14 protein-coding genes are annotated in these 13064 nt (G+C 31.4%); 10 read left to right on the top strand and 4 right to left on the bottom strand.

Annotated elements, in window-relative coordinates; genetic code table 11:
* Window positions 1-25: 25 nt before the first annotated feature.
* From ftsH to phhA, 3 genes are all read left to right on the top strand, one after another.
* Entirely contained in the window at window positions 26-1981 is a 1956-nt protein-coding gene (gene ftsH / locus KM029_RS03335; RefSeq protein ID WP_144075364.1) for an ATP-dependent zinc metalloprotease FtsH, read from the top strand.
* 3 nt (window positions 1982-1984) lie between these two features.
* Window positions 1985-2209: a hypothetical protein gene (locus tag KM029_RS03330; protein WP_144075363.1), complete on the top strand. Its 225-nt coding sequence runs from the start codon at window positions 1985-1987 to the stop codon at window positions 2207-2209.
* Window positions 2210-2306: 97 nt separating this feature from the next.
* The gene (gene phhA, locus KM029_RS03325) at window positions 2307-3056 is read left to right on the top strand and encodes a phenylalanine 4-monooxygenase (protein ID WP_144075362.1); all 750 of its coding nucleotides are present in this window, start codon (window positions 2307-2309) and stop codon (window positions 3054-3056) included.
* On the opposite strand, the gene KM029_RS03320 is transcribed toward phhA, so the two are convergent.
* From KM029_RS03320 to KM029_RS03310, 3 genes are all read right to left on the bottom strand, one after another.
* A complete protein-coding gene (locus KM029_RS03320) occupies window positions 3042-3458 on the bottom strand; it encodes a peroxiredoxin family protein (RefSeq protein ID WP_144075361.1) in 417 nt (138 codons plus the stop codon). The two genes, phhA and KM029_RS03320, sit on opposite strands and share 15 nt — an antisense overlap.
* A 68-nt stretch (window positions 3459-3526) precedes the next feature.
* Complete coding sequence (locus KM029_RS03315; protein WP_144075360.1) at window positions 3527-4747, bottom strand: bifunctional 3,4-dihydroxy-2-butanone-4-phosphate synthase/GTP cyclohydrolase II; 1221 nt, start codon at window positions 4745-4747, stop codon at window positions 3527-3529.
* Between the two features lie 157 nt (window positions 4748-4904).
* Window positions 4905-5177, bottom strand: a complete 273-nt coding sequence (locus KM029_RS03310; RefSeq protein WP_144075359.1) for a hypothetical protein — start codon at window positions 5175-5177, stop codon at window positions 4905-4907.
* A gap of 380 nt (window positions 5178-5557) precedes the next feature.
* Between KM029_RS03310 and ffh the strand changes: the two genes are divergently transcribed.
* A complete protein-coding gene (gene ffh, locus KM029_RS03305; protein WP_144075358.1) occupies window positions 5558-6934 on the top strand; it encodes a signal recognition particle protein in 1377 nt (458 codons plus the stop codon).
* A 58-nt stretch (window positions 6935-6992) separates the two neighbouring features.
* Here ffh and KM029_RS03300 read toward each other — a convergent pair whose 3' ends face one another.
* Window positions 6993-8273 (bottom strand): UDP-N-acetylmuramoyl-tripeptide--D-alanyl-D-alanine ligase, encoded by a 1281-nt coding sequence (locus KM029_RS03300; RefSeq protein ID WP_144075357.1) that lies wholly within the window; start codon window positions 8271-8273, stop codon window positions 6993-6995.
* Between the two features lie 189 nt (window positions 8274-8462).
* Between KM029_RS03300 and mdh the strand changes: the two genes are divergently transcribed.
* The 6 genes from mdh (at window position 8463) to KM029_RS03270 (ending at window position 13024) form a co-directional block, all read left to right on the top strand.
* Window positions 8463-9395 carry a malate dehydrogenase gene (gene mdh / locus KM029_RS03295; RefSeq protein ID WP_144075356.1) on the top strand — a complete coding sequence of 311 codons (933 nt, stop codon included), beginning with the start codon at window positions 8463-8465 and terminating at the stop codon, window positions 9393-9395.
* Between the two features lie 206 nt (window positions 9396-9601).
* Complete coding sequence (hemG, locus tag KM029_RS03290) at window positions 9602-10927, top strand: protoporphyrinogen oxidase (protein WP_144075355.1); 1326 nt, start codon at window positions 9602-9604, stop codon at window positions 10925-10927.
* A 74-nt stretch (window positions 10928-11001) separates the two neighbouring features.
* Window positions 11002-11658, top strand: a complete 657-nt coding sequence (fsa, locus tag KM029_RS03285; RefSeq protein WP_144075354.1) for a fructose-6-phosphate aldolase — start codon at window positions 11002-11004, stop codon at window positions 11656-11658.
* Between the two features lie 68 nt (window positions 11659-11726).
* A complete protein-coding gene (locus KM029_RS03280; protein ID WP_144075748.1) occupies window positions 11727-11930 on the top strand; it encodes a fructose-6-phosphate aldolase in 204 nt (67 codons plus the stop codon).
* 7 nt (window positions 11931-11937) lie between these two features.
* Complete coding sequence (locus tag KM029_RS03275; protein ID WP_144075353.1) at window positions 11938-12654, top strand: cell division ATP-binding protein FtsE; 717 nt, start codon at window positions 11938-11940, stop codon at window positions 12652-12654.
* Complete coding sequence (locus tag KM029_RS03270) at window positions 12647-13024, top strand: DUF983 domain-containing protein (protein ID WP_144075352.1); 378 nt, start codon at window positions 12647-12649, stop codon at window positions 13022-13024. The genes KM029_RS03275 and KM029_RS03270 overlap by 8 nt, the downstream gene beginning before the upstream one ends.
* The last annotated feature ends 40 nt before the right edge of the window (window positions 13025-13064 follow it).

Raw genomic sequence — 13064 nt, 5'->3', positions numbered from 1 at the left:
TGTAAACACTAAACTAAAATTTTTAATGAAGAACAGAGCAAAATTTTCAATCTGGTATTTTCTGAGTATTCTAGGAGGGATGTTATTCCTGGAGGCTTTATTTTTTTCAGGCCCAAATGTTAAAGAATTATCCTACAATGCATTTAAAGATAGTATTGAAGTAAACAGAGTAGAACAAGTAGTTATTTCTGATGAAAAAATCTATGGTAAAATCTCAAAAATAATTAAAGATTCTACTAAGGTAACTTCACCCGAAGTTCAAAATGATACTACAAAAGCATCTAAAAACTCTCTATGGAAAATGAACCCAGAAGGTAAAGCTGCACCTTGGAGAATTGATTATGAGAAGAGGAAAGAAGATTTAGGTAGACAGTTTTTTGTAATCAAATTAGAAGATCCTGATTTAATTCGTGCTCTTCAAGAAAAAAATATTGATTATAAAGGGGTTATTGAAAATGATTGGTTAGGCAACTTTTTTTCTAACTGGTTATTGCCATTCGGATTACTATTTGTGATTTGGGCATTTTTAATGCGCAAAATGGGAAAAGGCTCCGGAATGGGAGGCGGTGGAAATAACTACCTTAATGTAGGAAAAAGTAAGGCTAAAATTTATGCAGCAGACGCTGAACATCTATATAATTTTGATGACGTTGCCGGGTGTGATGAAGCAAAACAAGAACTTACAGAAGTTGTAGACTTTTTAAAGAATTCTGATAAATACACAGCATTAGGGGCTAAAATTCCTAAAGGTATTTTATTAGTAGGCCCTCCTGGTACTGGAAAAACTTTATTGGCTAAAGCAGTTGCTGGAGAAGCAGGAGTGCAATTTTATACATTATCAGGTTCAGATTTTGTCGAAATGTTTGTTGGTGTAGGAGCTGCTAGAGTAAGAGATTTATTTACTCAAGCAAAAACAAAAGCACCTTGTATTATTTTTATTGACGAACTTGATGCAATTGGTAAAAGCCGCTCATCTAATGGAATGTCTGGAAATGATGAAAGAGAAAATACACTTAATCAATTATTAGTAGAAATGGATGGTTTTGCTGCCGAATCTACAGTTATTGTTTTAGGTGCTACTAACAGACCTGAAATTTTAGATAAAGCATTATTAAGACCAGGTCGTTTTGATCGTCAAGTACAAGTTGATAGACCTGACTTAAAAGGACGTTTAATGATTTTAAAAGTTCATGGATCAAAAATTAAGTTAAGTAAGGATGTTGATTTAGAAGAAATTGCAGCTCAAACGGCTGGATTTGTTGGTGCTGATTTAGCTAACTTATGTAATGAAGCTGCACTTCTAGCAGCTAGAGAAGGTAAAACTGAAGTTCATCATATTAACTTTTTAGATGCTTTTGAAAGAGTTGTTGCAGGGTTGGAGAAAAAGAATGCTGTAATTAATGATGCAGAGAAAAAAACAGTAGCTTATCATGAGGCAGGACATGCAATTGTAGGTCACTTTACAAAAGGTGCAGATCCTGTTCGTAAAGTATCGATTGTACCAAGAGGTTCAGGAGCTTTAGGATATGTATTGCAAGCACCAACTGAGGATCGTTTTTTAATGTCAAAAGATGAACTATTAGGAAAGATTAAAGGTCTTTTAGGAGGAAGAGCAGCAGAAGAAATTATCTTTGGAGATATTTCTACAGGTGCGTCTAATGATTTAGAAAAAGTTGCTTCTATTGTAAGCTCAATGCTAACAGTATATGGTATGAGTGAAACACTACCGAATTTATCACTTCAAAAAGAAGGACAAAATAATTTCCTTGGTAATGGAGGAGGTAGCATCAGAAGATCTGAAGAATTAGAAAAACAAATAGATAAAGAATCTTTAGAAATAATAGCGAAATGCTATGAAGAAACGAAGCAGTTTTTAAGAGATCATCACGATCAGTTAGAAAAATTAGCTCAAATTCTTTTGAAAAAGGAAATTTTAGACGAAAAAGATGTTATCGAGATTTTAGGACCTCGAGCAGTATAATTTATGATTAGAGATACAAAAAAAATCGATTCTTTTATAACTAAAGAAGCAAAAGGTGTAAAAGAGATGCTTAAAACTGGTGCTATTCATCCTTCTTTAGTAACATTAGAAATTTTTATAGATAATTTGATTGAAGATTTTCAGATTGATGAGTCTCAAATTGATTATACTAAGGGAAAATCTAAAGAAATATTACAATCAATGAAAGTAGAAATTCAAGGGTTATAATTCTTAAAGTGATTTTTTTTTCACATATTACAAGGACTACAATTAAATTGTAGTCCTTTTTTACTAACTATATTTAACCAATTCCACACATACTAACATGTATTTTATAAACAACCAAGGGTACGATAAGTACACAGAAGAAGATACTCAAGTTTGGAGTATTTTATTTAATAGGCAGATGAAAATGCTTCCATCTCTTGCCGAAAATGAATTTTTAAATGGTATTAAAACTATTGGTTTTAAGGAAGACATTATCCCAACATTTGAGGGGATTGATGATGTATTACAAACTGTAACAGGTTGGAGAATTGCCCCTGTAACTGGGTTAATTCCTAATAAGGAGTTTTTTGAACTTCTTAAAGCAAAAAAATTTCCTTCCTCTTCATGGTTTCGTAAAAAGAGTGAATTAGATTACCTCGAAGAACCTGATATGTTTCATGATATATTTGGTCATGTCCCCTTACTAACAAATCTTGATTTTTGTAGGTATTTGGAGAAAATGAGTATTATCGCTTTAAAATATATTGATAGCGAAGAAAGTATTGAACTCATAAGTAGATTGTATTGGTATACAGTTGAATTTGGGTTAATTGAAACTCAACAAGGACTGAGAATATATGGGGCTGGTATATTATCTTCTAAAGGTGAATCTGAGTATAGCTTATTTTCTGAAATCCCAATAAGAGCAGACTTTAATCTATTAGAAATTTTAAAAACACCCTATATAAAAGATGAATTTCAAAAAAAATACTGGGTAATAAAAAGTTACAAAGAGCTAGAAAATAGCTTGTCTGAGTTGGATGAGTATTTAGCTCAGAATAAGAAAGGACTATTAAAGCTTATGTAAATAATTTATATGATAAGATATATCAGACATATAATTAATTTTTGCAAGTTGCTTTTTCTCTTTATCAAACCAAATTGTTGAGCGTTGTACAATGCCAATTGGCCTTAAAAAACAATTAAACTTTTTAGCAATTCTTGCACTTGGATCAGATAAAACTTTAAACGGTAGTTTTAATTTTTTAATGTTTTTTTGAAGTAAAGAATCACTACTGTTGATAATTACAATAGGGTAGAAGTGCTTATTCAAAATGCTTTGATAAACAGATTTTATTTCTTTTAAATGTTCAATATCTAATTTAGCATTACATGATGCTAAAAAAGTTATTTGTAGCTTTTTATGAACTATATCATTAAATCTAAAAACCACACCCTCAGAAGTAAGAAGCTCTATATCTTTTAACATTCTCGAATTTAAAAAAATAAAAAAGGCTGTTTATTACAAACAGCCTTTTTGTGATATATTGATGGTCACTATTTTAAAATATTATGACCCATTTTATCTCTTTTAGTTTCTAAATACTTTTTATTGTATTTATTAGGTGTGATTTCAATACCTACCGAATCAACAATTTCTAGACCATACCCAATTAACCCAGCACGTTTTTTAGGGTTATTAGAAATAAGGTTCATTTTAGAAATTCCTAATTTTCTAAGAATTTGAGCACCTACACCGTAATCCCTTTGATCTGATTTAAATCCAAGAGCTTTGTTTGCTTCAACAGTGTCCATTCCTTCTTCCTGAAGTTTATATGCCTTAAGTTTATTTACTAAACCAATGCCTCTTCCTTCTTGATTCATATAAAGAATAACACCTCTTCCTTCTTTTTCAATCATTTCCATAGCTCCATGTAATTGAGGTCCACAATCACATCTACAAGAGCCAAAGATATCACCAGTAACACAAGAAGAGTGAACTCTAACTAAAACAGGATCTTCTTTATCAGAAATATCACCTTTGATTAATGCTAAATGCAATTCTCCAGTATTAGTCTGACGGAAAGCTTTTAAATTGAAATGTCCAAACTCAGTTGGCATATCAACACCAATTTCTTCTTCAACTAAAGAATCTTCTAATTTTAACCTGTATTGAATTAAATCTTCAATACTAATTAATTTCAAATTATGCTTTTTAGCAACTTCAACTAAGTTAGGAAGTCTAGCCATTGATCCATCATCATTCATGATTTCAACAAGAACACCAGCTGCTTCTAACCCTGCTAATCTAGATAAATCGATAGCAGCTTCTGTATGACCAGTTCTTCTTAGTACACCACCACGTTTTGCCTTTAAAGGGAAAATATGACCTGGTTTTCCAAGAATAGCAGGATCTACATTAGGATCTGCTAAAGCTAAAACAGTTTTTGCTCTATCACTCGCAGAAATACCTGTAGTACATCCATGACCAATTAAATCAACAGATACAGTAAAAGGAGTTTCGAATGCAGCAGTATTTTTACCAACCATCAATTCTAATCCTAATTCTTCACAACGATCTTCGATTATTGCACAGCAAATTAATCCTCGTCCTTCTTTTGACATGAAATTGATTATCTCTGGTGTTACTTTTTCAGCAGCACAGATAAAATCACCTTCGTTTTCTCTATCTTCATCATCTACGACAATTACTATTTCACCATTTTTGATTGCTTCAATAGCATCCTCGATAGAATCTAACTTAAATTTTTCAGCCATTTTTTCTTTGTGAGTGTGCATTTAATATGATTGTAATCGAGAGCCTTTTTTACCCTAATTACATATTCATATATGCATTTACTTATATGTTTATATAATTGTTTTGCAAAGTTACTATAAATAGTAGGATAATCATACAAAAAGAATGATCGTTCATCTATTTAAGAAAACTAGTAAGTACAAAACTTAAAATAATAATAAAACCTCCCATCATGTATAATAAAATCATACTAGATTGTAACCACTTTTCAGATTTATCTTTGCTATATTGATAGAGTTGAGTTCCAATAAATATGCAGACAATACACGTAATGAATACCGTTGTTTTATGATTTAATTCACTTCTATGTATATCTAATGCATATTTGTAAATTAAATCACCTAGGCCAATTCCGAATAAGGCTCCAAGACCAATGAATCTTCTTAACATTATTATTATTTGAATTATTAGAATCAAACTAGACTCTTATTATATCCCGCAAAACTAGTGTTAATCATCTTATTTTATACAAATTCACATTTTTTTTTCATAAAAAAATCTTAACTAAGATTATTAAGTAAAAATTTAATGTTAATAACAATCTTATGTATACATTTTACTTTATTATGAATACTTACTCAAAGTATTCATAATAAGTATATTACTGTTTATTGTTTTTGATTTCAGAAATAAGGTAGGAGTATACATATTAAAAAAATACACTTTATTACATATTGAATTGACTTAATTATTGTTTATGACACTTGTAAACTTTATTTTTGCTACCCAAACTGAATTAGTCATTATACAAGGAAAGATATACAGAATATATGTTTGATAATCTTAGTAACAGAATAGATCGTGCCTTAAAGAACATTAAAGGTGAAGGTTCGATCAGCGAAATTAACGTAGCTTCTACTGTTAAGGAAATTCGTCGTGCTCTATTAGAAGCCGATGTTAACTTTAAAGTAGCAAAAGAAATTACGAATGAAATTCGTGAGCAAGCACTAGGACAAAATATTCTTATAGATGTAAAACCTGGTCAATTATTTACAAAAATTGTAAGTGATAAACTAACTGAGTTAATGGGTGGCGATATGGTACCTTTTACTCCAACAGGAAGTCCAGCTACAGTTTTAATTGCAGGTTTACAAGGTTCTGGTAAAACTACTTTTACTGGTAAACTAGGTTTAAGATTAAAAAAGCAAGGTAAACAAGTTTTATTAGTTGCTGCAGATGTTTACAGACCTGCCGCAATTGATCAATTAGAAACACTTGGTGAACAAACAGGTGTTGAAGTTTATACTGAGCGTGAAAATAAAAATCCAGTTTCTATTGCTGAGAATGCTATTAAGTATGCAAAAGAAAATGGTAAATCTATTGTTGTTGTCGATACAGCTGGTCGTTTAGCAGTAGACGAGCAAATGATGAATGAGATTGAAGCAGTTAAAAAAGCTGTCAATCCTTCAGAAACTTTATTTGTTGTTGATTCAATGACAGGTCAAGATGCAGTAAATACGGCAAAAACTTTCAACGATAGACTAGATTTTGATGGAGTTGTTCTAACTAAGTTAGATGGTGATACTCGTGGTGGTGCTGCCTTATCTATTCGTAGAGTAGTAGAAAAGCCTATTAAGTTTATATCTACTGGTGAAAAACTAGAGAATACTCTAGATGAATTTTACCCAGAGCGTATGGCTCAACGTATTCTTGGTATGGGTGATGTTGTCTCTTTAGTAGAAAGAGCACAAGAAGCATTCGATGAAGAAGAGGCGAGAAGATTAAATAAGAAGCTCCGTAAGAACCAGTTTGATTTTAATGATCTTCTTTCTCAAATTCAGCACATCAAAAAGATGGGTGATTTGAAAGACTTAATTGGAATGGTACCTGGTTTAAATAAAATGGTTAAAGATCAAGAAATTGATTCTGATGCATTTAAGCCAGTAGAAGCTATTATCCAATCTATGACCCCTTATGAGAAAGCAAATCCAGATTCGTTAGATCAGTCTCGTAAGAAAAGACTTGCTGCAGGTTCAGGAACTTCAGTACAACAAGTTAACAACCTAATCAAACAATTTGAAGAAATGCGTAAAATGATGCGTAAAGTAAACAAAATGTCTGGTATCCCAGGTATGGGTAAAAAAGGTGGAGCCAAAGGTGGTAAAAAAGGTAGTTTACGTAGCCGTTTAGGTGGTCGTAAAAAATAAATCCTAAATTATATATTTTAAAAAGCCATCAACTTCTAAAGTTGATGGCTTTTTGTTTTTATAAAGAATTCTTCAATATTTCTAACCCCATACTTCTGGATCCTTTAATTAAAATTAGCTCAGAATCTATTGGGTGTTCTTCTAAATAAGCAATTACTTCTTCTTTATTTGTGAAAAAGAATGCTTGATCATTTTCAAAGGATTTAAAGCGTTCTCCAACAAAAATGCAGTGATCGTAATTTTGATCAATTGCAAGTTTTGAAATTCTTAGATGCTCTTCCTCACTTATAGAACCTAATTCAAACATATCTCCAAGGATACATCCTTTAGGTGAAGAACTGTCTATTTTAGTAAGGTTCTCTATTGCAACTTCCATTGAAGAAGGGTTTGCATTATAAGCATCTAAAATTAGGGTATTATTCTCGGTCTTAAATATTTCTGATCTATTATTTGAAGGTATATATGATGCAATTGCATTGTTCATTTTCTCCTGTTCAATGCCTAAATATTTTCCTACACAAAATGCAGTTAATATATTTTCAAAATTATAAGCTCCAAATAAGTTAGTCGTTATAACTTGGTCTTGTCGGTCTTTATAAACTATAAAAGGATTTACCTCAACAAATTCTAAATTTGCAAAATCATATTCACTTCCGTAATAAATAGGGGCTTTCATTCTCTTAGACATATTGTTTAATATGGCATCATTAGAATTAATATAGATTACTCCATTATGTTTTATCAGATAATCAAAAACCTCACTTTTAGCTCTAACATTTAATTCAAAACTTCCAAACCCTTCTATATGATCCATCCCAATATTGGTTACAAAACCTTGGTTTGGTTTTCCTATTTTACAGAGTTCAGCAACTTCACCTACATGGTTATCACCCATTTCAATAAGAGCTATTTCAGTATCTAACGGCATTGCAAGCAATGTTAGCGGTACGCCAATATGATTATTGAAGTTACCTTTTGTTGCATGTGTTTTAAAAGTTGTCTCACATATTTTCACTAAGATCTCTTTTGTTGTGGTTTTGCCATTAGATCCAGTTATTGCAATTACTGGAATATCAAATTGATCTCTATGAAAAGCTGCTAATTGCTGTAAAGTTGATAGGGTATCATCAACTACAATATATTTATCAGATTTAACTACAGTAGAATCGTCTACTACAACATATTTAGCACCATTTTTAAGTGCTCCTTCAGCATATTTATTACCATCAAAATTTCCACCTTTCAGAGCAAAAAATAGACAGTTTTCTTTAATATTTCTTGAGTCAGTACTTATCTCGCTGACTTCTAAATAGATACTATATAAATCTTCAATTTTCATATTAAAAAAGGATATTTTTATGCAATCTGATAAGATAAATTTGTTATTGCAATATTATCAAAATTAAAAAACTGACAAAAATCATATACTTGATTTTTCAATATCACTCAAATAAGTAGAGAAAATATCGCAAATTGCGAAAGTAAAATATTTACAAATTAACTTTTTAACTTTTAAATACACAAACAAATGAAAGTAACAGTAGTGGGTGCAGGTGCAGTAGGCGCAAGTTGTGCAGAGTATATTGCAATTAAAGATTTCGCTGACGAAATTGTGTTAGTAGATATCAAAGAAGGATTCGCAGAAGGAAAAGCAATGGACCTAATGCAAACTGCTTCTTTAAACGGTTTTGATTCTACAATCACTGGAGTAACAAACGACTATGCAGCAACTGCAGGTACTGACGTTGCTGTTATTACAAGTGGTATTCCTCGTAAGCCAGGTATGACTCGTGAAGAGCTTATCGGTATCAACGCAGGTATTGTTAAAACTGTTTCTGAGAATTTAATCCAACATTCTCCAAATGTAATTATTATCGTAGTATCTAACCCAATGGATACAATGACTTACTTAGCTGCTAAAGCTACAGGTCTTCCTAAAAACCGTATTATCGGTATGGGTGGTGCATTGGATAGTGCTCGTTTCAAATATCGTTTAGCTGAAGCTTTAGGTTGTCCTCAATCTGATGTTTCTGGTATGGTAATCGGTGGTCATTCTGACGTAGGAATGGTTCCATTGATCGAAAAGGCTGTTCGTAATTCAGTTCCTGTATCTGAATTCTTATCTGAAGAGCAAAAATCAGCAATCGTAGAGGCAACTAAGGTTGGTGGTGCTACATTAACTAAATTGTTAGGTACTTCTGCTTGGTATGCTCCAGGTGCTGCAGTTTCTGAATTAGTTAAAGCTGTTGCTTTAGATTCTAAGAAAATGTTCCCTTGTTCAGCTTTACTTGAAGGTGAGTATGGTTTAAATGATCTTTGTATCGGTGTACCAGTTTTAATTGGTAAAAACGGTATCGAGAAAATCGTTGAAATTGAACTTTCTGAAGACGAAAAAGCAAAATTACATACTTCTGCTGAAGGTGTGAAGAAAACAAACGCTCTTTTAGAAGTAAACGTTTAGTTAAAAATAGAATAAATCTATTCTAAATATATAGAAGGCTATCTCTTAATTGAGATAGCCTTTTTTGTTTTATTAAAAAAGTATGATTCACCGAATATTTAACAATCTTAAAAAGATGATTAAAACCAATAAAAAACCATACTTTAAAGGTGTTTGACGTTGTTTTTTGATTTAAATTGCATCTTACATTAATCGATGATAGGATAATGAGAATAGGAATTATTGGAGGTGGAATATCAGGTCTCACAACAGCTTTTTTATTAAAAGAAAAAGGTTTTGATTGTGTTGTTTTAGAAGCAGCTCAAACTCTTGGGGGGTGTATAAAAACAGATACTATTAATGATAGGATTTATGAAAATGGACCGAACTCACTTTTATTAACTGAAAGTCATCTAGATTTAATTAATAGGCTTGGTATAACTGATGAATTGTTAGAAGCTGAAGATGTTAATAAAGACCGATATATTCTTAGAGATGGGAAGTATAGAATTTTACCTTCAGGGCCTCAAAACTTCTTCTCAAATTCATTTTTCTCTTGGTCATCAAAATTTAAAATAATGACTGAATTCTGGCGTAAAAATAAACCAACGTCAGAAAATGAATCACTATATGATTTTATAAATAGAAGATTTAATCAAGAAATTTGTGATTATGCACTAGATCCATTTGTTTCTGGAATTTATGCTGGAGATGCTAAAAAGTTAGCAGTAAAAGCTGCTTTCCCGGCATTATATGAAGCTGAAAAGGAATATGGCTCAATAATCAAAGGAATGATTAAATCTTCCAAAAAGAATAAAGAGGAAGGGGCTCCAACTCAAAGAAAAAAAGCATTTAGCTTTAAGAAAGGATTGACTACTTTTATTGAAGGTCTCGCATCACAAGTTGAGGTGAAATTAAATACTAAAGTTTTAGATATAAAAAAGAATGAAAATCAATTTGAAATTCTTACAGAAAACGAAACCTTAGTATTTGATAAAATTATTGTTACTTCATCAGCTCATACAACGGCAAAATTTATTAAAAATTTAATGCCTTCAATTTCTATCCAACTTAATAATCTTTATGCACCACCAATGTGTATTGTTCACTCAGTGTATAAAAAAGATGATGTTGAACGTCCTATTGGTTTTGGTGGACTGAACCCATATTTAGAAAAAACTTTCACTTCTGGAAGCATATGGAGTAGCTGTATTTTTCCAAATAGAGCAGGAAAAGACGAAGTTCTAATAACAAGTTTTGTAGGCGGTGTTCAAAGAGCTAAAAACACCTCACTTTCAGATGAAGAAATTAAGGATAATGTTAAGAATGAATTAGCAAAAACTTTGAACTTTAAAGAAGAACCTGTCTTTCAAAAAACGTACAAATGGGAAAAGGCAATACCACAATATTCTGCAGAAATTTTAAAACTTTGGGATGATTTAAAATCAAATGCAATCCCAAATCTATATTTTAATGCAAATTGGAAAGGAGGAATTTCAGTTCCGAATTGCATTGATAATTCAATTAAATTAGTCGATTCTCTAGATAAATAAATTATATAATTTGATTCTCTAGATAAATCTATATTTTTGTCTTGATTTTAAACACGATTAAACGTCTTTGACTTATGAAATTTTTTATAGACACAGCTAACTTAGAAGAAATTAAAGAAGCACATGCTTTAGGTGTATTGGATGGTGTAACAACTAACCCGTCATTAATGGCTAAAGTAGGTGTTAAAGGAACTAAGGCTGTAAATGCACACTACAAAGCTATCTGTGAAATCACTGACGGTGATGTGAGTGCTGAAGTACTTTCTACAAATTATGAGGACATGATTAAAGAAGGTGAAATCCTTGCAGCAATCGACCCTAAAATTGTAGTAAAAGTACCTATGATTGAAGACGGTGTGAAAGCAATCAAATATTTTTCTAGTAAAGGGATTGATACAAACTGTACTTTAATTTTTTCTGCTGGACAGGCATTATTAGCAGCTAAGGCTGGAGCTACGTATGTATCGCCATTTATTGGTAGATTAGACGATGTTTCTACAGATGGTTTACAATTAGTAGAAGATATTGTAGATATTTTTGAAAACTACGGTTTTGGTACGCAAGTATTAGCTGCATCAGTACGTCACCCAATGCATATTTTAGATTGTGCAAAATTAGGTGCAGATGTTGCAACTTGCCCATTAAGTGCAATAAAAGCATTATTAAATCATCCTTTAACAGATAAAGGTTTAGCTCAGTTTGTTGCTGATGCTAAGAAAATGGAGGAGTAAAAGTATTTTATTTCAATAAACAAATGAGGCATTCTATTATGGATGCCTCATTTTTATTACATTGTTTTATGTACATTATAAAAGTAAAAGGGAAAGCTAAAATCCCAAATTACATCCAACTTCGAGACGAAGATTTTGTATTAATTGCTTATTTTAGAGCGGATAGACCTTTAACCAAATTAGAAAAATATGGTTTAGAAGGAAAAGAAGAAGCTCTTAAGAGTGTTATTGAGCAACTTCCTTTTGGTAAGATTCAAAAATTGGAGATCTAAAATAAACATGAATCACATAGTATCTTTAAGAAATGTAAAAGTAAAATACGAAGATGCAGTAGTATTTTCTGATATCAATTTAGATATTGCTAAGGGTGAATTTATATATTTACTTGGACCAACAGGTAGTGGTAAATCATCCATCTTAAAATTACTTTATGCTGATTTGCATCCATCCGAAGGGGTAATTAAAGTTAATAATTTTCAAGTATCTTCTATTGACGAAAAACAAATACCTTTTTTGAGGAGATCTTTAGGTGTAATTTTTCAAGATTTTGAGCTTTTAACAGATCGTAATATTCTTGAAAACTTAATTTTTGTAATGAAAGCTACTGGTTGGTCTAGTAAAACAGCTATGCTTACTAAAGTAGATGATTTATTAGATTTAGTTAAGTTACCTAAAATTATTAAAGAAAAAATGCCGCATCAGTTGTCTGGAGGAGAACAACAAAGAGTTGCTATCGCAAGAGCCTTAGTAAACAATCCAGACTTAATAATTGCCGATGAGCCAACAGGTAATTTAGACCCTAAAGTATCAAGGTCAATTCTTCAACTATTTTCAGAAATTAATGAAAGTGGGACAAGTGTAATAATGGCAACGCATCAACATTCTTTTTTAAAAATCAACCCTCAAAGAACAATAATTTGTGAAGGTTCTGAAATTAAAGATATTTCTAAAGAACAAGTTCAACAAAAATTAGATTTAGGAAATCAAAATGGCTAAATCAAAAATACAAGCTATTGTATCTCGAAAATGCCCAAGTTGTAGGGAAGGAGATATATTTACAAATAGTGCACTATCAACTAAATTTTCAAAAATAAATAAGCGCTGTAAAGTGTGTAATGCAACTTTTGAACCTGAAACGGGTTTCTATTTTGGTGCTATGTACGTTAGTTATGGTATCAATGTAGCATTAATGTTTGCAACATTATTTTTCACCTATTTTATTTTCGACCCTGAGAATCCATTAGTATATATTTTTGCAGCAACTATACCAATGATGATATTTATGCCTTTCATTTTTAGATTATCAAGATCTATATATCTCCATTTATTTGGAGGAATTCCTTATCAATCAAAAGGGGACAAATAAAAAAAGACCTTCTCAAAATATAAATTGAGAAGGTCTTTTT

This window comes from Flammeovirga kamogawensis (assembly GCF_018736065.1).
Lineage (GTDB): Bacteria > Bacteroidota > Bacteroidia > Cytophagales > Flammeovirgaceae > Flammeovirga > Flammeovirga kamogawensis.
This window is presented reverse-complemented; position numbering and strand designations above follow the sequence as displayed.

Coding starts and splice junctions, on each gene's coding strand:
- ftsH (WP_144075364.1), top strand. CDS start 26: ATGAAGAACAGAGCAAAATTTTCAATCTGGTATTTTCTGAGTATTCTA.
- KM029_RS03330 (WP_144075363.1), top strand. CDS start 1,985: ATGATTAGAGATACAAAAAAAATCGATTCTTTTATAACTAAAGAAGCA.
- phhA (WP_144075362.1), top strand. CDS start 2,307: ATGTATTTTATAAACAACCAAGGGTACGATAAGTACACAGAAGAAGAT.
- KM029_RS03320 (WP_144075361.1), bottom strand. CDS start 3,458: ATGTTAAAAGATATAGAGCTTCTTACTTCTGAGGGTGTGGTTTTTAGA.
- KM029_RS03315 (WP_144075360.1), bottom strand. CDS start 4,747: ATGGCTGAAAAATTTAAGTTAGATTCTATCGAGGATGCTATTGAAGCA.
- KM029_RS03310 (WP_144075359.1), bottom strand. CDS start 5,177: ATGTTAAGAAGATTCATTGGTCTTGGAGCCTTATTCGGAATTGGCCTA.
- ffh (WP_144075358.1), top strand. CDS start 5,558: ATGTTTGATAATCTTAGTAACAGAATAGATCGTGCCTTAAAGAACATT.
- KM029_RS03300 (WP_144075357.1), bottom strand. CDS start 8,273: ATGAAAATTGAAGATTTATATAGTATCTATTTAGAAGTCAGCGAGATA.
- mdh (WP_144075356.1), top strand. CDS start 8,463: ATGAAAGTAACAGTAGTGGGTGCAGGTGCAGTAGGCGCAAGTTGTGCA.
- hemG (WP_144075355.1), top strand. CDS start 9,602: ATGAGAATAGGAATTATTGGAGGTGGAATATCAGGTCTCACAACAGCT.
- fsa (WP_144075354.1), top strand. CDS start 11,002: ATGAAATTTTTTATAGACACAGCTAACTTAGAAGAAATTAAAGAAGCA.
- KM029_RS03280 (WP_144075748.1), top strand. CDS start 11,727: ATGTACATTATAAAAGTAAAAGGGAAAGCTAAAATCCCAAATTACATC.
- KM029_RS03275 (WP_144075353.1), top strand. CDS start 11,938: ATGAATCACATAGTATCTTTAAGAAATGTAAAAGTAAAATACGAAGAT.
- KM029_RS03270 (WP_144075352.1), top strand. CDS start 12,647: ATGGCTAAATCAAAAATACAAGCTATTGTATCTCGAAAATGCCCAAGT.